The organism is Bradyrhizobium sp. MOS001 (assembly GCF_004634465.1).
Taxonomy (GTDB): Bacteria; Pseudomonadota; Alphaproteobacteria; order Rhizobiales; family Xanthobacteraceae; genus Bradyrhizobium; species Bradyrhizobium barranii.
This window is the reverse complement of the sequence record NZ_SPVJ01000065.1, coordinates 1-24569: the sequence shown is the minus strand read 5'-3', so window position 1 is coordinate 24569 and position 24569 is coordinate 1. Positions and strand designations below refer to the sequence as shown.

General features: G+C 63.9%; 28 protein-coding genes and 1 tRNA gene. 19 read left to right on the top strand and 10 right to left on the bottom strand.

Features of this window, described 5'->3' with window-relative positions; all coding sequences use genetic code 11:
- Positions 1-251: 251 nt before the first annotated feature.
- Positions 252-983 (bottom strand): SDR family NAD(P)-dependent oxidoreductase, encoded by a 732-nt coding sequence (locus CT676_RS39795; RefSeq protein ID WP_135216931.1) that lies wholly within the window; start codon positions 981-983, stop codon positions 252-254.
- A gap of 392 nt (positions 984-1375) precedes the next feature.
- Between CT676_RS39795 and CT676_RS45705 the strand changes: the two genes are divergently transcribed.
- Together CT676_RS45705 and CT676_RS39780 are read left to right on the top strand one after the other, a co-directional pair.
- Positions 1376-1597, top strand: coding sequence for a hypothetical protein (locus CT676_RS45705; RefSeq protein WP_085400880.1), 222 nt, complete (start codon positions 1376-1378; stop codon positions 1595-1597).
- A 22-nt stretch (positions 1598-1619) separates the two neighbouring features.
- Positions 1620-2573, top strand: a complete 954-nt coding sequence (locus tag CT676_RS39780; protein ID WP_085400882.1) for an aliphatic sulfonate ABC transporter substrate-binding protein — start codon at positions 1620-1622, stop codon at positions 2571-2573.
- A gap of 134 nt (positions 2574-2707) precedes the next feature.
- Here CT676_RS39780 and CT676_RS39775 read toward each other — a convergent pair whose 3' ends face one another.
- The 3 genes from CT676_RS39775 to CT676_RS39765 all read right to left on the bottom strand — a co-directional run bounded on the left by CT676_RS39775 (position 2708) and on the right by CT676_RS39765 (position 5672).
- Positions 2708-3490, bottom strand: coding sequence for an alpha/beta hydrolase (locus CT676_RS39775; protein ID WP_135216930.1), 783 nt, complete (start codon positions 3488-3490; stop codon positions 2708-2710).
- 4 nt (positions 3491-3494) lie between these two features.
- Complete coding sequence (locus CT676_RS39770; RefSeq protein ID WP_085400885.1) at positions 3495-4790, bottom strand: O-acetylhomoserine aminocarboxypropyltransferase; 1296 nt, start codon at positions 4788-4790, stop codon at positions 3495-3497.
- 81 nt (positions 4791-4871) lie between these two features.
- Complete coding sequence (locus CT676_RS39765) at positions 4872-5672, bottom strand: IclR family transcriptional regulator (protein ID WP_085400886.1); 801 nt, start codon at positions 5670-5672, stop codon at positions 4872-4874.
- Between the two features lie 129 nt (positions 5673-5801).
- On the opposite strand from CT676_RS39765, the gene CT676_RS39760 reads away from it, so the two are divergent.
- The 6 genes from CT676_RS39760 to CT676_RS39735 are packed head-to-tail and all read left to right on the top strand — an operon-like array spanning position 5802 to position 10417.
- Entirely contained in the window at positions 5802-6767 is a 966-nt protein-coding gene (locus CT676_RS39760) for a tripartite tricarboxylate transporter substrate binding protein (RefSeq protein WP_085400888.1), read from the top strand.
- Positions 6768-6770: 3 nt separating this feature from the next.
- The gene (locus tag CT676_RS39755; RefSeq protein WP_135216929.1) at positions 6771-7388 is read left to right on the top strand and encodes a flavin reductase family protein; all 618 of its coding nucleotides are present in this window, start codon (positions 6771-6773) and stop codon (positions 7386-7388) included.
- A 55-nt stretch (positions 7389-7443) separates the two neighbouring features.
- The gene (locus tag CT676_RS39750; protein ID WP_135216928.1) at positions 7444-8304 is read left to right on the top strand and encodes a fumarylacetoacetate hydrolase family protein; all 861 of its coding nucleotides are present in this window, start codon (positions 7444-7446) and stop codon (positions 8302-8304) included.
- Positions 8305-8307: 3 nt separating this feature from the next.
- Complete coding sequence (gene hpaH, locus CT676_RS39745; RefSeq protein ID WP_085400894.1) at positions 8308-9111, top strand: 2-oxo-hept-4-ene-1,7-dioate hydratase; 804 nt, start codon at positions 8308-8310, stop codon at positions 9109-9111.
- A gap of 25 nt (positions 9112-9136) precedes the next feature.
- Positions 9137-9529, top strand: coding sequence for a RidA family protein (locus CT676_RS39740; protein ID WP_028159133.1), 393 nt, complete (start codon positions 9137-9139; stop codon positions 9527-9529).
- Between the two features lie 12 nt (positions 9530-9541).
- A complete protein-coding gene (locus tag CT676_RS39735) occupies positions 9542-10417 on the top strand; it encodes an amidohydrolase family protein (protein WP_085400896.1) in 876 nt (291 codons plus the stop codon).
- Positions 10418-10429: 12 nt separating this feature from the next.
- Here CT676_RS39735 and CT676_RS39730 read toward each other — a convergent pair whose 3' ends face one another.
- The 3 genes from CT676_RS39730 to CT676_RS44560 form a co-directional block, all read right to left on the bottom strand.
- Positions 10430-11437 (bottom strand): LLM class flavin-dependent oxidoreductase, encoded by a 1008-nt coding sequence (locus CT676_RS39730; RefSeq protein WP_085400898.1) that lies wholly within the window; start codon positions 11435-11437, stop codon positions 10430-10432.
- Positions 11438-11593: 156 nt separating this feature from the next.
- On the bottom strand, positions 11594-11962 hold the full coding sequence (locus CT676_RS39725; RefSeq protein WP_135216927.1) for a hypothetical protein: 369 nt from the start codon (positions 11960-11962) through the stop codon (positions 11594-11596).
- A 58-nt stretch (positions 11963-12020) separates the two neighbouring features.
- Positions 12021-12188: a hypothetical protein gene (locus CT676_RS44560; RefSeq protein WP_161495807.1), complete on the bottom strand. Its 168-nt coding sequence runs from the start codon at positions 12186-12188 to the stop codon at positions 12021-12023.
- Positions 12189-12358: 170 nt separating this feature from the next.
- On the opposite strand from CT676_RS44560, the gene CT676_RS39720 reads away from it, so the two are divergent.
- Positions 12359-12598, top strand: a complete 240-nt coding sequence (locus CT676_RS39720) for a hypothetical protein (RefSeq protein ID WP_085400900.1) — start codon at positions 12359-12361, stop codon at positions 12596-12598.
- Positions 12595-13044, top strand: a complete 450-nt coding sequence (locus CT676_RS39715) for a DUF3085 domain-containing protein (RefSeq protein WP_071909249.1) — start codon at positions 12595-12597, stop codon at positions 13042-13044. The genes CT676_RS39720 and CT676_RS39715 overlap by 4 nt, the downstream gene beginning before the upstream one ends.
- Before the next feature lie 13 nt (positions 13045-13057).
- Here the strand turns inward: CT676_RS39715 and sulP are convergent, their stop codons facing one another.
- Complete coding sequence (gene sulP, locus CT676_RS39710) at positions 13058-14812, bottom strand: sulfate permease (protein WP_085400902.1); 1755 nt, start codon at positions 14810-14812, stop codon at positions 13058-13060.
- 371 nt (positions 14813-15183) lie between these two features.
- Here sulP and CT676_RS39705 point away from each other — a divergent pair, with 371 nt between their 5' ends.
- The 3 genes from CT676_RS39705 (at position 15184) to CT676_RS39695 (ending at position 17007) form a co-directional block, all read left to right on the top strand.
- Positions 15184-15672, top strand: a complete 489-nt coding sequence (locus tag CT676_RS39705) for a Twin-arginine translocation pathway signal (protein ID WP_085400903.1) — start codon at positions 15184-15186, stop codon at positions 15670-15672.
- A gap of 11 nt (positions 15673-15683) precedes the next feature.
- Positions 15684-16322 carry a ferric reductase-like transmembrane domain-containing protein gene (locus tag CT676_RS39700; protein WP_085400905.1) on the top strand — a complete coding sequence of 213 codons (639 nt, stop codon included), beginning with the start codon at positions 15684-15686 and terminating at the stop codon, positions 16320-16322.
- A 196-nt stretch (positions 16323-16518) separates the two neighbouring features.
- On the top strand, positions 16519-17007 hold the full coding sequence (locus tag CT676_RS39695) for a cyclic nucleotide-binding domain-containing protein (protein ID WP_071909253.1): 489 nt from the start codon (positions 16519-16521) through the stop codon (positions 17005-17007).
- 96 nt (positions 17008-17103) lie between these two features.
- Here the strand turns inward: CT676_RS39695 and CT676_RS39690 are convergent, their stop codons facing one another.
- Positions 17104-17595, bottom strand: a complete 492-nt coding sequence (locus tag CT676_RS39690) for a septal ring lytic transglycosylase RlpA family protein (protein WP_094184040.1) — start codon at positions 17593-17595, stop codon at positions 17104-17106.
- Between the two features lie 1102 nt (positions 17596-18697).
- On the opposite strand from CT676_RS39690, the gene CT676_RS39680 reads away from it, so the two are divergent.
- Positions 18698-19717: a hypothetical protein gene (locus CT676_RS39680; RefSeq protein ID WP_244623452.1), complete on the top strand. Its 1020-nt coding sequence runs from the start codon at positions 18698-18700 to the stop codon at positions 19715-19717.
- A gap of 100 nt (positions 19718-19817) precedes the next feature.
- On the opposite strand, the gene CT676_RS39675 is transcribed toward CT676_RS39680, so the two are convergent.
- Positions 19818-19892 (bottom strand) — tRNA-Thr (locus tag CT676_RS39675).
- A 317-nt stretch (positions 19893-20209) separates the two neighbouring features.
- On the opposite strand from CT676_RS39675, the gene CT676_RS39670 reads away from it, so the two are divergent.
- The 5 genes from CT676_RS39670 (at position 20210) to CT676_RS39650 (ending at position 24280) form a co-directional block, all read left to right on the top strand.
- Positions 20210-20398, top strand: a complete 189-nt coding sequence (locus tag CT676_RS39670; protein WP_028159142.1) for a hypothetical protein — start codon at positions 20210-20212, stop codon at positions 20396-20398.
- 40 nt (positions 20399-20438) lie between these two features.
- The gene (locus CT676_RS39665; RefSeq protein ID WP_085400907.1) at positions 20439-22145 is read left to right on the top strand and encodes an FAD-dependent oxidoreductase; all 1707 of its coding nucleotides are present in this window, start codon (positions 20439-20441) and stop codon (positions 22143-22145) included.
- Between the two features lie 126 nt (positions 22146-22271).
- Complete coding sequence (locus tag CT676_RS39660) at positions 22272-22580, top strand: EthD family reductase (protein ID WP_063985878.1); 309 nt, start codon at positions 22272-22274, stop codon at positions 22578-22580.
- 251 nt (positions 22581-22831) lie between these two features.
- On the top strand, positions 22832-23341 hold the full coding sequence (locus tag CT676_RS39655; protein WP_085400910.1) for a hypothetical protein: 510 nt from the start codon (positions 22832-22834) through the stop codon (positions 23339-23341).
- A 114-nt stretch (positions 23342-23455) separates the two neighbouring features.
- Positions 23456-24280, top strand: a complete 825-nt coding sequence (locus CT676_RS39650) for an alpha/beta hydrolase (protein ID WP_085400911.1) — start codon at positions 23456-23458, stop codon at positions 24278-24280.
- The last annotated feature ends 289 nt before the right edge of the window (positions 24281-24569 follow it).

Genomic DNA, 24569 nt, shown 5'->3' with positions numbered 1-24569 from the left:
TGGATCGCCGCGAAGCGGCGAGACGGGTGAGGGGTATCTCTCCTCACGAAAAGGAGCCGTAGGGTGGGCAAAGGCGCACTTGCGCCGTGCCCACCACCCATCCAACACCGCGATAGAAATGGTGGGCACGCTCCGCTTTGCCCACCCTACGGCTCACGAAGAGCGGTGCGCGCCGAGAGATACCCCTCATCCGGCGCTTCGCGCCACCTTCTCCCGCAAGGGGAGAAGGAAAGGCGGCACCATCTTCGCTCCTAGTTAAACGCCATCCCGCCACTCAGCGCGATGGTCTGCCCGGTCATGTAGGCATTGTCGACCAGCAGCATCACGGTTTTCGCCACCTCATCGGCCGTGCCGAAGCGGCCGAGCGGGATGCGGCTGACGAGCTGGGGCTGGCCGCTCATCATGTCGGTCTCGATCAGTGACGGAGCTACCGCGTTGACGGTGATGCCTTCCTTCACCAACCGCGCCGCATAACCGCGCGTAAGGCCCTCCATGCCGGCCTTGGATGCATTGTAGTGCGGGCCGATCGAGCCGGCACCGCGCGCCGCGCCCGAGGAGATGTTGACGATGCGGCCCCATTTCCGTGCGCGCATCGACGGCAGCACCGCCTGCGTGCACAGGAAGACTGATTTCAGGTTGACCAGGATGGTACGGTCGAAATCGTCCTCGGTGAGATCGTCAACGCCGCGCGTGATGGCGATGCCGGCATTGTTGACGAGGATGTCGATCGGTCCGAGCCCGGCCGTGACGCGCTCGACCATTGTAGCCACGGCGTCGCGCTGCGAGACGTCGGCGGCAGCGACAATGGCGCGTCCGCCTTGCTTGCCGATTTCGCCTGCCAGCTTTTCGGCTTGCCCGATCTGCTCCCGGCAGTTGATCGCCACCGCCGCGCCTGATGCGGCCAGGGCGCGACAGACGGCTGCGCCAATCCCGCGCGAGCCACCGGTGACGAGCGCGGTGCGCCCCTTCAGATCATCCGCCATGTCCGGATCTCCCAAATTGTCTGTTTTGACGTCGCGCGAGCGTACCATGCCCGCCGCCCGCGCCTGTTGAACTCATTGCGAGATGAATCCGTCTGTCGGTGCTTGCACCGGGAGAAGCGCGCCAGCGCGCTCGTGCCAAATATGGATAGCCATTTCATTGACCGAACGCGCCAATCGCTCAATATTCGCAGCATCGAAACTGCTCCTCGGGCTTGATGTCGCGATATGAGAACCGATCACCAGCGTAATCCCAGCGACATGCACGCGTGCATGACGCGGCGCTGTTTCTCGGCGGCAACCGGCGCCTGTTGTTGTTGCTGATCGCCTCCTAGCAACCTCCCACAGCACAAATCCCACGACAGGAACGCCGAGATTCCGGCGAACGAGCAGTCATGTCCCAAATCCAGTCCAACGCCTACATCATTGAAATCCAAGACCGCGCCGCCGGCATCATCACAAGAGATGAGCGCGGCTTCCGCTTTTTCTCCTCCGAGCGCCTGTTCGACAGCCTCGAAGGCCGCCAGTTCCGCTCGGCGCGCGAGGCCGAACGAGCCGCGCGTGCGGTGTTTTCGGAGCGGAGCCGCCGTGCCAATTCCCCACTCTTCGCCAACTGAACCTGACGCAAAGGACCGCAACATGATTGCACGACGACATATCCTGACCGCAGCGCTTCTCCTCGCAACCGCCCTGGCCGCACCCGCACGCGCCGAGGAAAAGCCGGCGGAAATCCGCATCGGCACCCAGAAGGGCGGCTTCTTCCCGGCGGTGCGCCAGCGTCAAACGCTCGAAAACGCCTTCAGGCCGCTCGGCATCGAAGTCAGATGGATCGACTTCCAGTTCGGTCCGCCGCTGCTGGAGGCCATCAACGTCGGCAGCGTCGATTTCGGCTTCGTCGGCGACACGCCGCCGATCTTCGCGCAAGCCGGCGGCGCAAAAATAAAATATGTCGCGGCCGTGAAGTCCGAGGGCGACAACCAGGCGATCATCGTGCCGAAGGATTCAGCCATCAAGACGCTCGCCGATCTCAAAGGCAAGCGCGTCGCCTTCGGCAAGGGATCGAGCGCGCACAATCTCCTGGTCGCCTCGCTCGAAAAGGCCGGCCTGTCCTGGTCCGACATCACGCCCGCGCCGCTCGCGCCGGCCGATGCGACGGCGGCCTTCGTGAAAGGCTCGGTCGACGCCTGGTCGATCTGGGATCCCTATCTCGCGCTCGCTGAATTGAAGGAGAACGCCCGCGTTCTCGTCTTCGACAAGGACGTGCACAAGCCGAACGCCTACTACATCGCCAACACCGACTTCGTCGAGAAATATCCGTCGCTGGTCGCGAAGCTCAACACGACCTTCGCCTCCGAAGGCAAGTGGGCGGAGCAGCATCACGAGGAGGTCGCAAAGGCGCAGGCCGAGGCGACCGGCGTCGACATCGAAGCTGTCAGGCGCTTCGTCAACCGCTCCGTCTACAGCGTGGTGCCGCTCGACGCGGAGGTGATCAGGACGCAGCAGGCCGTCGCCGACCGTTTTGCAAAGCTCGGCCTGATCCCGAAGCCGGTCAACGTCTCCGACATCGTCTGGAAGTGGACGCCGGGTTCGTAAGATGAGGCTAGGAAGACGTCGTCATGCCCGGGCTTGTCCCGGGCATCCACGTTCTTCGTCCCGAATAGCTAGACGTGGATGGCCGGGACAAGCCCGGCCATGACGCCCGTGGAGGCTGTCTTCTATCTAAACCCTCAGCCCCTCAACGCCGTCAGCAATTCATCCGGGCGCTCTGCCATGATCATGTGGCCCGCGCCCGGCACCACGACGGTCTTCGCATGCGGGATCGCCGCGGCGAGCGCCTTGCCCGCCTTCGCCGGTGTCATCATGTCGCGTTCGCCGAGGATGAGCGTCGTCGCCACCTTGACGCTCGCGGCAGCAGTCAGCGCATTCGCGTAAGCATTGCAGGCCGACAAATCCCTGAACAGCACGCCCGGCTCGCAAGACTTCAGCACCGCCTGTGCGCCGCCATGCATCCACAGGCCCGGCGCGAGGCTGCCGCCGAGCTCGGCGTTGAAGCCGAGGCCCCAGATCGACACCATGTCGTTGGCATCCTGCAAGTTGGCCTCGGCCGCTTTCAGCAGATCCGGGCCGACTGACATGGTCGCGGCGGTGCCGATCAGGCTCAGCGCGGACACCTTGTCGGGGTGACGCGCCGCCGTCTCCAGCGAGATCAGCGATCCCATGGAATGGCCGATCAGGTGCGCCTTAGCCACGCCGGCCGCGGCGAGCAATGCCGCCGTCCAGTCCGCCATCTCGGCGATCGTTGACAGCGAAGGTCCGGCCGAGCGGCCGTGGCCGGGCAGGTCGGGCGCCAGCACGGAAAATCCGCGATGGGCGAACCAGCGCGTATGCAGCGCCCAGGTCGAGTGATCGAAGCCGGCGCCGTGGATGAACGCGACCGCGGGCAGGGACTTGTCGAACTCGCGGCCGCCGTTTGCGACAAACACCTCGGCGCCGTTGACAGTGAGCTTCATGGTGTCAGACCTTTTGCGAGATGCGCAGCGCCTGCGCAAGATCGTCGATGATGTCGCTTGCCGTCTCGATGCCGACCGACAGCCGCACCAGCTCTTCGCCGATGCCGGCGGCCTTGAGCTGTTCGGCATCCATCTGCTGATGCGTGGTCGAGGCCGGGTGGATCACCAGTGTCTTGGCGTCGCCGACATTGGCGAGGTGGCTGATCATGCGCAGCGACTCGATGAATTTTCGGCCGGCGGGTCGCCCGCCCTTGATGCCGAAGGAGACGATCGAGCCTGCGCCGCGCGGCAGCAATTGCTTTGCAAGCTGGTAGTCCGTGTGATCCTCCAGCGAAGGATGTAGCACCCAATCGACGGCCTTGTTCGACTTCAGCGCCTCCAGCACCAGATGTGTGTTCTGGATATGCCGGTCCATGCGCACGCCGAGCGTCTCCACGCCCTGCAAGAGCTGGAAGGCGTTGGTCGGGGACAAGCAGGCGCCGAAATCGCGCAGGCCCTCGGTGCGCGCGCGCATGATGAAGGCGCTCGTGCCGAACTGTTCGTCGAAAACGATGCCGTGATAACCGCCATAGGGCTCGGTCAGCACGCCGAACTTTCCGGAGCTACGCCAGTCGAACCGGCCGCCGTCGACGATGGCGCCGCCGATCGCGATGCCGTGGCCGCCGATCCATTTGGTTGCCGAATGCATTACGATGTCGGCGCCTAACTCGATGGGACGGCTGAGATAGGGCGTGGCAAACGTATTGTCGATCAGCAGCGGAATCTTTGCCTCATGCGCGATCGCCGCGACCTTCGGAATGTCCAGCACCTCGAGCCCGGGATTGCCGATGGTCTCGCCGATCACGAGCCGGGTGTTCGGCCTGATCGCCGCACGGAACGCGTCGAGATCGCGCGGCTTGACGAAGGTCGTGGTGATGCCGAAACGCGGCAGCGTGTGCGCCAGCAAATTGATGGTGCCGCCATAGAGCGAGCTCGACGCCACGATATGGTCGCCGGCATTCAAAAGCGTCGCGATGGCCAGATGCAGCGCGGCCATGCCGCTTGCGGTGCAGATCGCGCCGACGCCGCCTTCGAGCGCCGCGAGCCGCTCTTCCAGCACACCGGTGGTCGGATTGGAGATGCGCGTATAGATGTGGCCGGCGCGCTCCAGATTGAACAGCGCGGCGGCGTGGTCGGAATCCTGGAACACATAGGACGTGGTCTGGTAGATCGGCACCGCGCGGGCGCCGGTCGCGGGATCCGGATGCTGTCCCGCGTGCAGGCTCAGGGTCTCGAAGGCTGGCGGTTTCGGCGCGGGCATGCGTGGCCTCGTTGGTCGGTCGGCGGAGGCGGCCGTTGTGCCACAAAATGGTGCGCGAAGTCAGCCCATTGACAGCGCCGCCTAACCCCGGATCGCCTGCTCGATCGTGCGCGCCTCCCGCAGCAGGATCTCCACGACTTCCTGCTCGCGGCGGGGGCCGAGCCTCGTCCGAACGGCGGAGACCGTCATCGCTGCGGCCGGCTGTCCGTCCGGGGTCTTGATCCAGGTGGAGATCGATTTCGTGCCCTGCACGAGGCCGATCTCCCGCATGCCATACCCCAGCCGTCTCGCGGCGGTGACCTGGCCGAGCACCGTCGCGACGTCGGTCCGGTAGGCCCCGAATCGCTTCTCGTTGGCCGCGACGATTTTTCGCGCGTCCTGCGCCGGCATCGCGGCGAGGATGGCGACGCCTGCGCTAGAGACGCCGAGCGGCCGGCGCGCGCCGACCTCGATCGACAGCACCTGGATCGGATAGATGCCGATCCTGCGATCGACGCACAGCGTGTCGTTGCCGGTCCGCACCGTCAGGAACAGCGTGTCGCCGATCTCGGTGGAGGCACGCCGCAGCGACGGATTTGCCGCGACCAGCAGCCGCGACGGCCGCGGGCGCGCAAGTGCGAGCTCCGGCACCTGGTTGCCGATCGCGTAGCGGCCGGTTCGCTCGTAACGTTCGACGATGCCTTCCTCGATCAGCACGTGGACGATGCGATGCACCGTCGGGCGGGTGAGGCCGGTCGCGCGCACGACCTCGGCCAGTGGCACGCCGTCTTCGCGGCCTGCGGCAAGAATACGCAGCACCGCGAGGGCGCGCCGGATCGCCTGCGCGCCCTGTCGCGGCTCTGCCGTTCCGCGGGCGGATGTTGCGGAGTTTGTCTTGTCCATATTATGGACAAGAACGCCACAATTCACTCGACAGGTAAAGCGCTCATCTGGAGATTGCGCCGCGATCGAGCGCCATGCGCGACGTCACGGCATTCGATATGGAATTGGAAGCGCCGCCGGGAGGTTAACATGAGATTAATCTGGATTGCCATAGCTGCCGCAGCCGCGATGCTGGCGGGACCCGCATCGGGCCAGCAATGGCCGGCGCGCAGCGTCAAGCTGATCGTGCCCTATCCGGCCGGCGGTAATGTCGACAGCGCCGCGCGCATCGTCGCCGACAAGCTCCAGGAAAAGCTCGGCCAGCCCTTCATCATCGAGAACAAGGCCGGCGCCGGCGGCATGATCGCGGGCGAAGCCTTCGCGAAATCGGCGCCCGACGGTTACACGCTGTTCGTCGGTGCCAACGGTCCGGTGCTGTTCGCGACTGAGATCAACAAGCGCGAGGCCTATAACTGGAAGAAGGATTTTCTTCCGATCTCGACGATCTCGATGACGCCGCTGGTGCTCGAAGTGCACCCGTCCGTGCAGGCCACGACGTTCAAGGAATTCATCGAGCTCGCCAAGCGCGAGCCCGGCAAGCTGACCATGGCCTCGCCCGGCCCCGGCACCACCAACCATCTGCTCAGCGAGCTGATGCAGTCGAGCCTCGATCTGCAATGGGTCACCGCGCATTACCGCGGCAACGCGCCGGCGATCAACGATCTCCTGGGCGGACAGGTGCAGTTCGCATTCGACCAGCTCACGGTCAGCCTCCAGCACATCAAGGCCGGCCTGTTCCGCGCGCTCGCCGTCACCAGCCCGCATCGCCTGAAGTCGCTGCCTGACGTGCCGACCTTCGCCGAGCTCGGCTACAAGGATTTCGACGGCCAGACCTTTACGGGCCTGTTCGCGCCTGCCGGCACGCCGGCGCCGATCGTCGACAAACTTCACGAGACGCTGGTTGCGATCCTGAAAGATCCCGGTGTGATCGACAAGTTCGAGAAGCTTGGCGGCGAATCCACCCCGATGACGCCGGACGAGTTCAAGGCCTATCTCGCGCGCGAGGACGCCAAGTGGATTCCGGTCGTGCGCAAGGCCAACATCAAGGCTGACTGATCGATGCGGATCGACCCCACCGAGCTCGGCGCGGAGCGCATCTACCGGCTGATGACCGGCATCGTGGTGCCGCGCCCGATCGCGTGGGTCACGAGCCTGTCGCGCTCCGGCGTGCTCAACCTCGCCCCCTTCAGCGCCTTCACCTTCGTCTCGCAGAAGCCGCCGATGCTGGCCATCAGCGTCGGCCGCAAGGGCGCTGACTACAAGGACACCGCGCACAACATCCTCGACACCGAGGAATACGTGATCCACATAGCCGATACCCCGCTGATGTCTGCGGTGCACGACAGCTCCGTCGAGCATCCGCCTGAAATCAGCGAGGTCGAGCATCTCGGGCTGGAGACGCTGCCGTGCGAGCGGATCAAGGTGTCGCGGCTTGCGGCAGCACCGGTGGCGATGGAATGTCGCTTCCGGCAGTGCCTCGAATTCGGCGATGCCCGCAGCCGGCTGATCGTCGGCGAGGTCGTGATGTTCCACATCCGCGACGGCCTCGTGAACGACGGCAAGGTCGAGACCGCGGCGCTCGACCCGATCGCGCGCATCGGCGGCCCGCGCTACGCCCGCCTCGGCGAGATCGTGACGCTGAACACTGTCTTCCAGACGCCCAAATCCAAAGACTGAGCGCGCGGCCCATCGCGCGGGCCCTCGTGCCTGAAGACCATTGGAGAACACGACAATGCGACTCGTAAGCTATCTCTTGGACGGAGAGCCGCGCTATGGCGCGGCGGTGGATGGCGGCGTCGTCGATCTGACCAGGCGGATCGGCCGCGACTTCTCCGACGTGAAAGCGCTGATCGCGGCCAACGCGCTCGCGGACGCGAAGGAAGCGGTGGCCGGACAAAAACCCGACCACGCGCTGGAAAGCCTCGTCCTGCTTCCGCCGGTGCTGGCGCCGGAAAAGCTCTGGTGCATCGGCGTCAACTACGCCGAGCGCAATGCCGAGTATAAAGACAGTTCGGACCTGCCTAAATATCCCAGCCTGTTCGTGCGCAGCATGTCGTCGATGACGGGCTCCGGCCAGCCGATCGAGAAGCCGCATGTGTCCGACCAGCTCGACTATGAAGGCGAGCTCGTCATCGTGATCGGCCGGGGCGGCCGTCACATCCCGCGCGAACAGGCCTTCGCCCACATCTTCGGCATGACCCTGTGCAATGAGGGCACGATCCGCGACTGGCTGCGCCACGGCAAGTTCAACGTCACCCAGGGCAAGAATTTCGATCGCTCCGGCAGCATCGGGCCGTGGATCGTCACGTCTGACGAGCTCGATCCGCGCGGGCCTCATGACATCATCACGCGCGTCAACGGCGAGGTGCGGCAGCAGGACACGACCGAGCGGCTGATGTTCCCGTTCGATTTCCTAATCTCCTATCTCTCCACCTTTGCCATCCTGAAGCCCGGCGACATGATCGTAACAGGCACGCCGACGGGCGCGGGCGCGCGTTTCGATCCGCCGCGCTGGCTGAGGGTGGGCGACGTCGTCGAGGTCGAGTCTACTGGCATCGGCGTGCTGCGCAACACCGTCGCCGCGGAGCAGTAAGCCATGCTTGATACCGCCACGATCGAACGCCTGGCCGCGCGCCTGGATGAGGCCGAGCGCAGCAAGACGCTGATCCCGATGTTCTCGAAGGAATATCCCGACTTCGCCATCGAGGATGCCTACGCCATCCAGCGCGCCTGGACGAAACTTCAGCTCGGCCGCGGCCGCGTCATCAAGGGACACAAGATCGGCCTGACCTCGAAGGCGATGCAGAACGCGGTCGGCATCTCCGAGCCCGATTACGGCGTGCTGTTCGCCGACATGTTCTATGCCGACGCCACGCCCATTCCGTTCGACCGCTTTCACGCGCCGCGCATCGAGGTCGAGCTCGCCTTCGTGCTGAAGGCGCCGCTGCGCGGACCTGACTGCACCATCTTCGACGTGCTCAACGCCACCGACTACGTCACGCCTGCGCTCGAAATCCTGGAGACGCGCATGCATCGCGTCGATCCCGAGACCGGCAAAACGCGGAAGGTCATGGACACGATCTCGGACAACGCGGCCAATGCCGCGCTGGTGCTTGGCGGCCGCCCGTTCCGTCCCATGGACGCGGACCTGCGCTGGATCGGCGCGCTGCTGTTCCGCAATGGTGAGGTCGAGGAGACCGGGCTTGCCGCCGGCGTGCTCAATCATCCCGCCAATGGCATCGCCTGGCTCGCCAACCGCCTTGCGCCGCATGACGAATATCTTGCGGCCGGCGAGGTGGTGCTGGCGGGATCGTTCACCCGTCCCGTCGACATCCGCCGCGGCGACACGTTCCATGCCGACTATGGCGCGTTCGGCTCGGTGTCGTGCCAGTTCGTCTAAACCAATAAGAGAGAGGGAGCGCACCATGACGGGTCAAACGCGGCGCAAGAGCATCCACATCGGCGGCTTCAAGCACGCCAACCCGATTCCCAACGCCTGCCGCATCGGCAATCTCGTGATGTCCGGTGTCATCCTCGGCCGTGATGCGGCCGGCGTGATGCCTGCGAGCCTGGACGCGCAATGCGCCAACATGTTCGCGCATATGAAGGCGACGGTGGAAGCCGCCGGCGGCACCACGGACGACATCATCAAGATGACGGTGTGGCTGAAGGACCGTACGCAGCGCGGCCCGGTCAATGTCGAGTGGCTGAAAATGTTTCCGGACGAGCATTCGCGCCCGGCGCGCCACGCGCTGCCGATGGACAATATGGACGGCGGCGCACTGGTACAGTGCGACTTCACCGCCGTGATCGACTGAAGGAGCATTTGCATGCCGACCTATCTGCCGTTCGATCCGAACCCCCGCCGCCCGGTCAAGGCGCCGCCGCCGAAGACTGTCGACAGCCAGTTTCACGTGCTCGGACCCATCGACAAATATCCGGAGCGCCCCGGCGCGGCCTATCGGATGCCGAGCGCGACCTGGGAAGCAGCGCTGCGCGTGCACAAGACGCTCGGCATCGAGCGCGGCATCATCGTGCAGACCACGACCTATGGTGCGGATCATTCCGTCGTGCTCGACGGCCTCGCCGCGATGGGCCCGAATTATCGCGGCTGCGCCAACGCACTGGTGTTCGCGGAGGCGAACGACGCTTATCTCGCCAAGCTGCATGACGCGGGCGTGCGCGGCGCGCGCTTCAGTTTCCGCCAGGAGCTCGGCGCCGTGCTGTCGGACGCCGATTTCGCCCGCGCCATCGCGCGCATCCGCGAGCTCGGCTGGTACGTGAAGATCCAGCCCGAGAAGGACGGCATCGTCTCCAGCGTCGCCAAGTACGAGAATCTCGACGTTCCGGTGCTGATCGACCACATGGCGCGGCCCGATCCGGAAGCCGGCAAGGCCGACCCGAACCTGCGCAAGATGCTCGAGCTGCTCGCCAAGGGCAATTTCTGGGTGATGCTGTCGCTCGGCGAGAAGACCTCGAAGGCCGGCCCGCCTTACGACGACGTCATCCCGATCGCGCACGCCTATATCGAGGCCGCAATCGACCGCTGCGTCTGGGCCAGCGACTGGCCGCATCCCGTCTCCGTCAAGCAGCCGCCCAACGACGCCGACCTGCTCGAGCTGATGTATCGCTACGTGCCCGACCAGGCCGAGCTGGAGAAGATCCTGGTGCACAATCCGGCAAAGCTGTTCGGCTTTCCGGACTAGGGCGGACTTGATTCACACCGCCGGCTGCTTCGCCAACCTATCCCGCACCTCGGCTGCGATCTCGAACGAGCGCAGCCGCGCGGCGTGATCGTAGATCTGGCCTGTTGTCATCAGCTCGTCCGCGCCGGTCTCGGCGATTAGCGCCTTCAGCCTGTCCTCGACCACGGCAGGCGAGCCGACGGCGGAGCAGGACAGCGACTGGCCGACCATGGCCTTCTCGGCCGGCGACCACAGCGCATCCATGTCGTCGACCGGCGGCGGCAGCGGGCCGGGCGTGCCGCGGCGCAGATTGATGAACTGCTGCTGAAGCGAGGAGAACATCCGCTGCGCCTCCGCGTCGCTCTCGGCGGCGAACACGTTGACGCCGACCATCGCATAGGGTTTGTCGAGCTGCGCCGACGGCTCGAAGCGCGCCCGATATTCGCGCAGCGCCGGCATCATCATTTGAGGCGCGAAATGCGAGGCGAACGCGAAGGGCAGCCCGAGCATCGCGGCAAGCTGCGCGCCGAAGGTGCTCGATCCCAGGATCCAGAGCGGCACCTTCGTCCCAAAGCCGGGCACGGCGCGGATCGCCTGGTTCGGCTGGACATCACCGAGCAGCGCCTGCAACTCCAGCACGTCGTGTGGAAAGTTTTCGGAACTCGTCGCGAGGTCGCGCCGCAATGCCCGCGCCGTGAACTGATCGGTGCCCGGCGCGCGGCCGAGCCCGAGATCGATCCGCCCGGGATAGAGCGACTCCAGCGTGCCAAACTGCTCGGCGATGACCAGCGGCGAATGGTTCGGCAGCATGATCCCGCCGGACCCGACCCGGATCGTCCTGGTCCCGCCCGCGACATGTCCGATCACCACCGACGTTGCCGCGCTGGCGATGCCCGTCATGTTGTGATGCTCGGCCAGCCAGAACCGCTTAAAACCCCAGCGCTCGGCATGCTGGGCGAGATCGAGCGAATTGCGAAATGCCTGCGCCGCATCGCCACCTCTTCGGATGGGAGCGAGGTCGAGCACGGAGAAGGGGATCATGGTGGGTACCGGGTGGGTGTGCGATGTGCGCTGCGGCCTCACATGTAGTGGCTTAATATGGAAATGTTAGCGCGGCCGTAGCGCGCAAATGCAATCCAAACCTGCTGTGCTAACGTCAGAAACGACGTAGCGGGCCAGGATTTACCTTTTTGCTTCTCAAGAGCGAAATCGTCCTCCGTTTACTAGTTTTGGCTCCATCTCGTGAATTGTTCTGCCGTTCCTATTCCACGTCTCTGGGGTCGAGGGACGAACCTCCATGATTGTCGGTTCGGTCGAGATGTGGCCGGCACCTTTCCCGTTGGCAGCAGCTACAGCAAGCCGCGCTTGTGCTGGATGATGATGATAACGCGAATGATGCAGTCCGATACTGACTCGCCGGGCCGGCGTGCCTTGCAGCATTTGCCACGTCACCTCATCGATCTGTATCTGCCATTTGCCGCTTGCCAGGCGTTGTCCAGTATCGTCGGACGGGAACTCGGCCGCAATCAGAGCGCGGCACTCGTCGGTGATTTCAATTTCCGGCATAGTTGGTCGTTCTCGCGGACGGTGTGCTCGCGTGCAGCCCTCGCCCGATCCGGAGAGATCAGCCAGTTAAATCGCGGTAACAACCGATCCAGCCGAAGCCGATGCCGATCGTCCTGACCATGGACGATGAGCGCGACATCTGGACGCAGTCGCGGTAGGGCGCTGCGGCGCCACCAGTGGATGCTTGCTGAATATTGAGGGACGCGGCGCTGACAAGAAGGATCATTCAATGGCTTGGGTCTCGTTCGCGCAGCCGTGACGCTTGAGTCGTCGGGCTCCCGTCGTCGCCGGACATTGCCGATCCTTCACAACCTTAATGCGATTTAACGAGGTTTCCGTAAGCGGTGTGGGTAAACCGCGAGTTGCGGGGGCGTCCTCCAGACACGAGATGACGCCGTGAAGTTTGACGAACAGGAACGCACCGCGCTGACGGACGCTGGGTTTTCCGTCGCCGACAACAGCAAGGCTGCCTACGTCGAAGCCGTCGTGGTGATCGCCGCGTACGACGCCGAAACCTATTGGCTGACGTTCGCCCTGCCGAATGATGCCCAGATCGTGTGCGTTGTGCCACGCGACCAGATTGCCGACGCGATCGCAACTCGTAACTACGCAGCTCGGCGGAACCAACTTCAGTGAAGCTGACCTTCCCTCATGCGAGGCTGAAGGCGCTCTGGAACGAGGCCGTCCGGCAATGGCCGGTTTCGGTGCGAGCCATGAACGGTCGAGATTCGCCCGGTTTCTGGCTTGTCGGTGGCCAAGGCATCTATCTCGTGCATAACGGCGCCAGGCCTCGGGGCAGCGTGACTCTGGCCTACGCAAACGAATGCGACCCGGTCAGGGTGCCGGTCCAAAGTTGGTTGGGTATCAAGCGCGCCATCTTCGGCGATAACGATGGGAGGGAATTCGTCGATCTGGTGATGATCGGCACTGCCGTCGATGCCGGCGCCGACCTCGAGGTGACCTTCGAGCCCGACACGATGACGGTGGCTGTCGTCGAAAAAGGGACGGCGAGCATACGACTGCAATCGCTGCGCATCCGGGACAAAAATGATACCACGTCAGGACGCAGTTGTCGGGTTTGAGTCTGAATCTCGGCTAAGGACCAGACGCGGTATCTTGGCCCGCTACTCTCTCCAAGCCCTGCACATCGTCGTCCTCCCAGTCCTCCCATTCCACGTTGTTGGTTTCGAGATAGCGGGCGACGGCTACGCCGATTGTCGGGAAGAAGTAATTCTCTCCAAGCTGCGCGAAGAGGCCAAATCTTTTCAGCTTGTCCTTCACGGGATCTTTGAGTTCGGCAAAACAAAACTCTATGCCTTGCGCGTGCAACGATCGGTCCAGTTCGGCAACCACGTCGCAGGCGGTGACGTCTACGCTCGTGACCGGCTCCGCGGCAACAACTAGCCAACGCACGGGTGTTGGCGATGTCGCTACGGCATCCAGGACGCGTTCCCTGAAGAATTCGGCGTTGGCAAAAAACAGAGGTGCATCCCAGCGAAACAGGACCAGCCCGGGGACCCGGCGCGCATCCGGATATCGTGTGATGTCGTGATAGCCTTTGACGCCGTGGGCGCGCCCCAATACGGCGGAGTGTGGGCGCCAACCGTCCCACAGGAACTCGATGATAGCGATTGCGATCGCAAGACCAATTCCTGGAATGACTCCGAGCACTGCTACGCCGACAAAGCAGACGATCGCCAGCCAGAATTCCCACCGCTGAATGCGATAGATTCGTTTGAGGTCGGCAACTTCAATCAAGCCAATCGCCGATGCGATGACGACGGCGGCCAATGCGGCGGTGGGTAAATGTTGGAGCAGGCTCGGCGCGACCAGGAGGAGCAACGCGATGGCAAGCGCGCCTACGACGCTGGTGAGTTGAGTGCGGGCACCGGCGGCTTCCGCAACGGGTGTCCGTGAACTACTGCTGCTGATCGGGAAGCCCTGGAAAAATCCCGTCGCCAGATTGGCGGCACCGAGCCCGACCATCTCTTGGTTGGGATCGACCCGAGACCCCAATCGCGCAGCATAGGCACGTGAAAGTACGCTCGTATCGGCAAACGAAACCATCGCTACTGCACAACCGCCGATCAGCACCGGCACGAGGTCGCTGGAGGTGATCCATGGGACAACGAAACCCGGCAGGCCCTGGGGAAGGGGGCCCAGCACCTTGACGCCGTATTGCGTCCCGAGATCAAGCACCCCGACGACGAGCGTAGCCCCAACGACCGCAATCAGAAGGCCCGGTACCCGCTTGTTGTTCCTGAGAAGCAGGATCACGATCAACGTGGCGAGGCCAATCGCGAACGCGACCCAGTTTATCTGCCCCCCAAGGATCGCGCTGACAATCGCCCACAGGCTTCGCAGTGGCCCCTCGCTCTCGATGGAAAAGCCGAAGAGCTTGGGCAGCTGGCTGATCAATACGGTCAGGGCAATTCCGTTCATATACCCGTAGCGTATCGGCTTCGAGAGAAGCTCGGTGATAAAGCCAAGGCGCGCGACACCTGCCAGGATACAGACCGTCCCTGAGACAATCGCCATCATGCCCGCGAGTGTCACGGCCCGCAGGGGATCGCCCTGAGCCAAGGGAGCGATGACTCCAAGGAGTATTGCCGCCAGCGCCGAGTCCGGGCCAAGGACGAGAATGCGGCTTGGGCCGAACAGCGCGTAGGCCAGCAGCGGCACGATCGTTGCGTACAAACCGTAGATGCCCGGCAGGCCCGATGCAGCTGCATAGGCAATGCCGACCGGGACCAGCATTGTCGCCAGGACGATGCCGGCGAAGATATCGTGCGGAAGCCATGCTGCTTCATATTGACGGAGAGTGTCGAGTCCGGGCAACCAGCGCTTCATTGATGGTCTCTCCCAGCCCGCATTGAGCAAGTTTGCCCCGCATGATGTGTTGGACCGATCAGGCTATTACGCCCGCAGCAGGCTGAACAGTGGCCCGGCGCTATGGCCGAAGCAGCACAGCGGGCCATGGGTGCCAGCCGGCACCAAGTCTTCCCTGCACCCTCTTCACGGACGAGCGGGAAGGACCAAAACCGAACTCGGGCGTTTCATGCCGCGAGAATGGCGTTCGTTCGCGGCTGTTTGAGTGGCCGGCACCTCCGTTCACAACCCTGTTATTGCGACCCATGGCGCCCTTTGTCTCAACTGGGCGTTTTGCGCCTGTTGTTGTACCCTTGGTGAAACAACTGCTGGGGTCGCGAGGAGGAACTGACATGACCATGGTCGTACTCAACCGACGCTATCTCCTCGCCGCCGGCGGCTCGGTCCTGGCGGCCGGGGTGTCCGGGCTCCTGTTGCCGGCCCGTGCCGAAGGCCTCGCACCGACCGAGTCGATGTCGGGTGGCGCGAACAATTACCGGAAGGGCGCGGCGATCGTGGACCGGATCGGCAAGGGCGGCTTCTGGATGAGCGGCACCGTACGCCGCGCAGGCGACGGGGCGCCGCTCGCCGGGCAGCGCATCCAGATCTGGGCGCACACGACCGAAGGGCAGGAGCAGGAGCCGCAGAGTCATGGCGCCACGCTCACCGACAAGGACGGCAAGTTCCGGCTCGAGATGCCGCAGATCATTCCGATCTTCGGCCAGCCGCACGGTCACCTCGCCTATGACAGCGGCGAGTTCAAGACCGTCTTTCTGCGGCCGGTGATGCGGAGCGCGAAGGAGACGAGCCTGGAAGCGCACTTCGTCCTGCAGCCGGGCTGACCGGGTTGCGAATGAAGGGGTGGAGACTGGCCCGGGTGATCCTGATCTGGGTCGCCCTTGCTTTGGCAATTGGCGTGCCGATCGCCGCGGCAGCGGGAAGCGAGCAGCTCGCATGGCGCGGTTCGCTTTACATCCTGGCCGGGTTTGCGGGGATTGTTGCCCTCGGCCTCGTGCTCGTTCAGCCCCTGCTGATCGGCGGATATCTGCCGGGATTTCCGGCCTATCGCGGACGGCGCGCACATCACTGGATTGGCGGCGCGCTGGTCGCAGCGATCGTGATCCATGTCGTTGGCCTCTGGATCACCAGCCCGCCCGACATGATCGACGCGCTGACTTTCTCATCGCCGACGCCGTTCTCTCCCTTTGGCGTGACCGCGATGTGGGCCATCTTCGCGGTCGCGCTTTTGGCCGCCCTGCGCCGGCGATTGGGACTGCGACCACGAACCTGGCGCTTCATTCACATGCCGCTGGCGATCGTCATCGTCGCAGGCAGCGTGGTCCATTGCCTGCTAATCGAGGGGACGATGGAGACGATCTCTAAGGCGGCACTCTGCGCGCTCGTCCTCGCGGCAACCGTAAAAGTCATGATCGACCTGCAGGTGTGGCGAAAGCGAAGGACCTTGCGCGGCGAGAGCACTGCGCCGCGGTGACATGGCCGCGCGTAGCGCGTAGTAGAGCGAAGCGAAACCCATCGCACTTTGTCCGCGCGGAAGCATGATGGGTTTCGCAAGCGCTCTACCATCCTACGAAACTTTTGCTGACCGCCTTGTTCAAACACGTTCGGCGTCGTCAGCGCCGATCTCCGCTCCGCTTGTCGCAGATAGCGACGGGGCGTATCCTAGCGCGATGGTTGTCAGTGCCCCCGAGCTGAAAACGTTCCTGCTCGCGACGCCGTTCTTCGGCGGTCTTCCGGACCCGAGCCTCGACCTGCTGATTTCGATGCTGGTCGAGTGCCGCTTTGATGCCGGCGCGACCGTCGTGGCGGAAAGCGAGCCGGGACGCTCGCTGTTCATCGTCAAGTCCGGCCGGCTGGCGGTGAGCAAGCGGGCGAACTCGGGGAACGTCATCCCGATTTCCGTTCTGGAGGCTGGCGATTTCTTCGGTGAAATGACGCTGATTGAAATGCAGAATCGCTCCGCCACGGTGGTCGCGGAGAGTCCGACGGTGCTGTACGAGCTGACGGCGCAAAAGCTCTACGCTTGCTACAAGGCCGATATCCACGCCTATGTGATCGTCCTGCAGAACGTCAATCGAGAGCTATGCCGGCGGCTGCGCCGTGCCGACGATCGCCTCACCGGACACCAGGCGGACGAAGACGAAACCCCCGCGAGATGACTGTGCTTCTCTGCGCCGCCGCAAGTTCGCTCCGCGGCTGACGGTCCCGGATTACGCTCGCGCTCCATCCGGGCCACGCCACTTCGCGTGGGACGTTCAGCCCACCGGTCCCGGGATCCAATCGTCCCCTGAAAGTGGGATCACCCTTACGCCAACAATGACTCCGAGTTCCAGGCTTGGATCGAAATGGCGCATCGTCCGCTCGTTGAGGTCGATGATGCGGCCAGGCCTTAATGGCCCCACGTCATTTATCTTGACGATGACCTTCTTGCCGACGGCCTCGACGAGCGCATATTTCGGCCTCGCGCCAAATTGGACCCCACCAAATTTCCCGCGCAAATTCGTCTTGATGGCAGCCGCCCAGACAGAGGGATCATAGCGCTCGCCGGAGGCTGTGTTCGGACCGCCCTCTTCCTTGCCGGGCTTGAACGGATTGTACATGGATGCGGCGCCAACGATCGCCTCCCCGGAGGCGGCATCGACGACGGCGCTTGAGTGAACTTCACACGCTTCACTTCGATCAACGGGAACAGAAACGGCAAGCGCAACCAGGGCGCCGCAAATTGCGGCGCTCGAGCGGAACAGCATTATAACTCCTGTGATTTTTTCGATCGTCCGGTTCCGACACCGCAAACATGGTCAAGCGAACGCGGAAGCGTTCACGAACTTGCACCAGTGCTTTGCGGATTCGAGCCAACCCCTGGCTACGGAACCGATGTGCGAACCAGAGCGGTCCGCACGCAGTGTTTTAGGTTGTCCCCGACTAAGACAGAGAATGCGTCAGCAGCATGACCTGATGGAACCTGCGGCGAGTGACAAATGCGATGTCGCCAAAAGCCGACACGCTCGCGCTAATTGATGCGTCGGGCAAAACACCCGCCGCTCGCACAAACCCGTCAATCCTCTTCAGTAAAAATATTCCACTTTACCGAAATTCGGAATTGCGGCATTCTCTCCGCCATCCCGGCCCGAGAAGAGGGGCGATCGTACGTCGTCACGAACGTGGGCCGGGGTGCGGTGGACGCGGCAGTGCCGGGCACGCGAATGCGGGACCAGGGCGAGATGAACCTCGTGAGGGCCTTGACTGCGTGCGGGACGGACGGCGCCTGTGTCCGGCGAAGCCCTTGGGCGGAGCTGGATCGCTGCGTACGGCGAAAACGCGTGGTCCTGACCGTCGTTGCTACGGTCAAGCCTTGCGGAGATGGATCGGGGCTCTACCGGGTTTCGAGGCATCGCCAATTCGCGAGGTGACGGAGGCCAGAAGGAACTCGGCTCCGGGGAGAGCGCGCATAAGCCGTCAGACCATCGCGCAGGGAAGGCCGGGTGTTTTTCCGGCCCACCTGTTTCCCGCCTGCGCATTTGCGTGTGCAAATTCCTGGCGCAGCGGATCATGGGTGCCAGCCGGCACCCGGCCTTCCCTGCGCCCTCTTCACGGAAGAGAGCGAAAGAGGAGAGCAAAACTCGGGCGTTTCATGCCGCGAGAATGCCGCTTCATGCGTGAATTGAGAATCGTGTTGCCCGATGGGATTGATCGAGACGCGGGGTGCGTGTCGCTCAAAATCCACATGCGTTCGTAATCGCCAGCTTAGGTGCCTCAAACGGTCGCATCCGCGGACGCGATATCTTTGCGATGGCCTGACCAGGTTCCATAGTGTCAGCGATGATTTGCAACCGAGGGGCGGGGTATCAAATGACAGCGCGTAAATGTTTCATCGTGGCCGCGGGATTGATGACGGCGAGCGCCGCCCATGCCGAGGACGTTCCCTCCAACGCCGAACTGTTTCGCATGCTGAAAGCGCAGCAGCAGACCATCTCCGAGCTGCGCGCCGAATTGAAGGAGGCCAAACAGGAGCGGCGCACGGTCACTCCGCGAGAGGCGACTGCACCGGCAGCCAAGCCAGCCGGACGCGACGCCGCGAGGGAGACGGTTGCGGTAGCACCGCCCGCGCAGGCTTATGCGATGTACAACAAGGGACCCGCAGTCGTGCCGGCGCGCACCGGCGGTGCCTATGTCGGTGTGTTCGGTGGCGGCGGCAGTCGCGGCGGCACTGACGTCAGCCAGCTCGGCACCGTCTTTTTCGTTGAGGCCGTCGGGGGCCCCTTGGCTGTCGACGCCACAGGGCGGACCAGCAGCGGCGGCGTCGGGTTCGGTGGCGCGCATCTCGGTTATGAATGGTCGTATGGTACGTATCTGCGGCCCGCTTTGGAGATCGAAGGTTTCTATCTGGCAGGTAACCAGCCGCGTGCGACGTTGGTGACCCCCACAGACCGATTTGCAGAGCACTCCTTCGACACGACTTTCCCGACGCGCACCACGGTGCTGCTGGCGAACATGGTTGTCGGTTTCAACACGCCCTATCAAGGCATCACGCCCTATATCGGTGGCGGGATCGGGGCCGCGAACGTCTCCATCAACGGCGCCACGTCCACACAGACCGACCCGGCCGAGCCTGGCATCAACCACTTCAACGCGCGTCCGGACTCCTCAGCCTGGACCTTTGCGGCACAGGCCAAGGCCGGTGCGCGCTTCGCCCTCGGCAACAGCGGCGCTTACCTGTTCGGCGAGTACCGCTATCTGTACGTCGGCGATGTGAAGCAGGTTTTCGGCTCCACCGTGAATCCCGCTCATGCTGCGACCAGCCCGTGGACGGCCAGCTTCGGCGGCACATCGCACCATCTCGCAGCCGGCGGCATCGGCTTCGGCTTCTAGCTGAGCTCGATCACTGCGAGAATCGGAGGGGGCGGACGACACGTCCGGCCCCTCCCAGGAGGCAACCGGGCAACGGAAGAAGGCGATTTTCTGAGGAAACTGGTGCTGCCAGACAGGATTGAACTGTCGACCTCTCCATTACCAATGGAGTGCTCTACCACTGAGCTACGGCAGCATGTGCTGGGATGAGAATCGGCCGCCAAGGGGGCCTACCAAGCGGGCCGATATCTGCCACAAGCCCCCCTCCTGTGCAAGCTTGCTAGCTCCGCCAAAACGAGAAAATCGGGTCGATATCGGGGCCAAAATGCCCGTTTTCAGGTGAAAGTACCGACTTTCCGCCGATTTCGGTTCCGATATCCCCGGCCAACTGGCCAGTTGGCCGCGGCATGGCATTCGGCCCATTTTGGATTTCGCACGAACAGTTCGTGAGGGGCCTCTTGAGCTGCCGCATTCTCCGGGCATGTTATCGCGGATCGCTGGTATGGACCGCTAATGGCTGACGAGAACGACAAGAGCACGAGACAGGCGAGGGGGGCGCGGGACGACCGGCTGAAATCGGCGCTGCGCGAAAACCTGAAGCGACGTAAAGTGCAGGCGCGCGAACGCGCCGCAATCACCGACCCCTCGCAGAACGACGATGCTTCCCTAGATGAGGGGACCGCCGGCAAGACCGGCGATTGAAGTCTGGCGATTAGATTTTTTGGAGTGCATGGACGTGGCAATGGGGCAGGACGAGCAGCAACGAGACGATGGTGACGCGCAGATGTCGCGGTTCACGCGCCCTGAGCAGACCTTTCCGGCGCTGACATCGGCCGAGATCGAGCGCATGCGGAATTTCGGCGAGGTCCGCACCTACGCTGACGGCGAATTCCTATTCGAGACCGGCAAGCCCGGACCGGGCATGTTCGTCGTGCTGAAGGGCCACGTCGCCATCACCCAGCGCGACGGGCTCGGCAATGTCACGCCGCTGATCGACCAGGGGCCGGGGCAATTTCTGGCCGAGCTCAGCCAGCTCTCGGGCCGGCCGGCGCTGGTCGACGGCCGCGCCGAAGGCGAGGTCGAGACGCTGCTGCTGCCGCCGCCCCGCCTGCGCGCGCTGCTGGTCGCCGAGGCCGAGCTCGGCGAGCGCATCATGCGCGCGCTGATCCTGCGCCGGGTCAATCTGCTTCAGGCCGGCGTCGGCGGTGTGGTGCTGATCGGTCCCTCGTATTCGGCCGGCGTGGTGCGCTTGCAGGGCTTCCTCACCCGCAACGGCCAGCCGCATCATCTGCTCGATCCCGAGCGTGACCGCGACGCCGCCGAGGTGATCGCGCGCTATTCGCCGAAGCCGGAAGACTGGCCGCTGGTCGTCGCGGCGAGCGGCGAGGTGCTGCGCAACCCCAGCGAAACCGAGGTTGCGCGCGCGATCGGCATGATCGGCGGCCCCCGCAACGACCGCATCTACGATGTCGCGATCGTCGGCTGCGGACCCGCGGGGCTGGCGACCGCGGTGTATGCCGCCTCCGAAGGGCTTTCGGTCGCCGTGCTCGACACCCGCGCCTTCGGCGGCCAGGCCGGCGCCAGCGCGCGCATCGAAAACTATCTGGGCTTTCCGACCGGCATTTCCGGCCAGGCCCTGACCGCGCGCGCGTTCAACCAGGCGCAGAAGTTCGGCGCCGACATCATGATCCCCGTCACGGTGAAGTCGCTCGACTGCACGCGCCGGGACGGCGCCTTTGCGGTGACGCTCGACGGCAGCGATCCCTTGCGTTCGCGCGCAGTCGTGGTTGCGAGCGGCGCGCGTTATCGCCGCCCCGAGATCGAGAACCTCGACAAGTTCGAGGGCCGCGGCGTCTGGTATTGGGCCTCTCCGGTCGAGGCGCGGCTCTGCGCCGGCGAGGAGGTGGCCCTGGTCGGCGCCGGCAATTCGGCGGGCCAGGCGGCCGTGTTCCTGTCGGGACACGCCAAGAAGGTGCTGATGATCATCCGCGGCGGCGGGCTTGGGGCCAGCATGTCGCGCTATCTCATCGAGCGCATCGAAGCGACACCCAACATCGAATTGATGTTCAACACCGAGATCACCGCGCTCGAGGGCGACGAGGCTTCGCTGCTGCGGCGCATCCGCTGGAAGAGCCGGCTGTCGAGCGATGAAGACTCCGCCGACATCAAGAATCTCTTTTTGTTCGTCGGTGCCGATCCCGCCACCAGCTGGCTCGACGGCTGCGGCGTCACGCTCGATCGCGGCGGCTTCGTCGTGACGGGCGCGCAGTCCGAGCTGAACCAGGGCAAGCTGGTGGCCCCACTGGAGACCTCGGTGCCCGGCGTCTACGCGGTCGGCGACGTCCGCTCCGGCTCGGTCAAGCGCGTCGGCGGCGCCATTGGCGAAGGCGCGCAGGTCGTGGCCTCCCTGCACGGCTATCTCGGCGACGCCGCAAAACCGGCGCTTTAGTCAAGGACAAGACAAGCAGACGGCAAGCGGAATCTCACTTGCCATCTTGCCGTGTCCCACGGACTATCGCCCCGTCGCGAGGCCAATCGCGCGTGGAAGAACAAAAGATTCACAAGGGAGGACTAAATGGCCGAACTCGTCGTGCTCTACAAGACGCCCAAGGACGCCGCCGCCTTCGACAAGCATTATGCCGAGACCCACATTCCGCTCGCGAAGAAACTTCCCGGCCTGAAGAAATACGCCGTCAGTACGGGCGCAGTCGGCTCGCCCGCCGGACCATCGGGCGTCCACCTCGTCGCCATTCTCAGCTTCGACAGCGTGGGCGACATCCAGAAGGCCTTCGGCAGCGAAGCTGGCAAGGCGGCCGCGGGCGACGTGCCGAAATTCGCCAGCGGCGGCGCCGATCTGCTGATCTTCGACACCAAGGAAGTCTGAGCGCGCGCGAAGCGTCTCGCCAAATTCGATTCAACTTTCGTCGAAGACCTGCAAGCTCGTAGCCCGGATTTAGCTTCGCCCCATCCGGGCTACAAACTGCTCTCGTTTGTGACAGCGGTGCAAAAAATTCAGTCATGCGTTTGTCGATTCGCACGACGGCGCATGGCTCCGCACGAGCCTGTGACATCGCGCATGTAGCCATTCAATGAGGGCCGTAATACCATCCAAAGCTTCCAAACGGAGAGAGTGAGATGATGCTTGGATTGAGCCTGCCCGCCTTCACGTTGGTCCATGTCATCATCAGCCTGATCGGCATCGTCGCCGGCCTGGTCGTGATGTTCGGCCTGCTCGGGTCGAAGCCGATGCCGGGCCTCACCGCGATCTTCCTGCTGTTCACGATCCTCACCAGCGTCACCGGCTTCCTGTTTCCGTTCAAGGAGCTGCTGCCCTCGTACATCATCGCCGGCATCTCGCTGGTGCTGCTCGCGATCGCCTGCCTCGCGCTCTACGGAATGAAGCTCAAAGGGGTCTGGCGTCCCGTCTACATCGTGACCGCGATGATCTCGCTCTATTTCAACGTCTTCGTGCTGGTGATCCAGTCGTTCCTGAAGGTGCCGGCGCTCGCCGCGCTCGCGCCTGCCGTGCCGCCGAATCCGCCGGGAGGCCCCGTGTTCGCCGTGGTGCAGGGCATCGTGCTGGTGTTCTTCGTGGTGCTGACCATCGGCGCCTGGCGCCGCTACAAGCCGATGACGTTTGCCTGATCGCACGTTCACGGTCGGTGCGCGGCATCGACCTCGTGACATCGCCCGACCATCTCCGGATCGCCGGCTCGCGTTTTGCGAGCCCCGGATTGATTTTCACTGAAGGAGCCATTCATGCCCACCATCACCACCAAGGACGGCGTCGAGATCTTTTTCAAGGATTGGGGCTCGGGCCAGCCGATCGTGTTCAGCCATGGCTGGCCGCTGTCGGCCGACGACTGGGACACGCAGATGATATTCTTCGCCAATCACGGCTACCGCGTCATCGCCCATGACCGCCGCGGCCACGGCCGCTCCTCGCAGGTCGCCGACGGCCACGACATGGATCACTATGCCGACGATCTCGCGGCGGTGACCGCGCATCTCGACCTCAAGAACGCCATCCATGTCGGCCACTCCACCGGCGGCGGCGAGGTCGTGCACTACATCGCGCGTCACGGCGAGAGCCGGGTGGCGAAGGCTGCGATCCTCTCCGCGGTGCCGCCGCTGATGGTGCAGACGGCGGCCAATCCCGGCGGCCTGCCGAAGAGCGTGTTCGACGATCTCCAGAAGCAGCTCGCCGCCAGCCGCACCGGCTTCTACCGCGACGTCGCTTCCGGTCCTTTCTACGGCTACAACCGTCCCGGCGCAAAGCCGTCGGAAGCGGTGATCCAGAACTGGTGGCGCCAGGGCATGATGGGCGGCGCGAAGGCGCATTACGATGGCATCGTCGCGTTCTCGCAGACCGATTTCACCGAGGACCTGAAGAAGATCAGCGTGCCCGTGCTGGTGATGCACGGCGACGACGACCAGATCGTTCCCTACGCCGATTCCGGCCCGCTGTCGGCCAAGCTGCTGAAGAACGGCACGCTCAAGACCTACAAGGGCTTCCCGCACGGCATGCCGACCACGCACGCCGAAACCATCAACGCGGACCTGCTCGCGTTCTTCAAGGGGTGAGGGAGTCTTCCTTCTCCCCTTGTGGGAGAAGGTGGCATAGGCGGCCTTCGGCCGCCGTTCTTAAGAACGCCGATGCTCTGCATCGGCTATGGCGCCGGATAAGGGGTCTGCTTCAACGAGTCGAACTGCAAGAGTTCACGCGCGGAGACAACCCCTTGTAAGTCGAAGCGCCGCAGGTCTGCTATTGTAGACGTTGCGGTGACGGACGGGAGCCCGCAAACCCCCAGGTCGTTGCAGGCCGTGGGTGAGAGAGGTGCCCCGTCCGTTAGTCCATTGAACCCGAACAGTC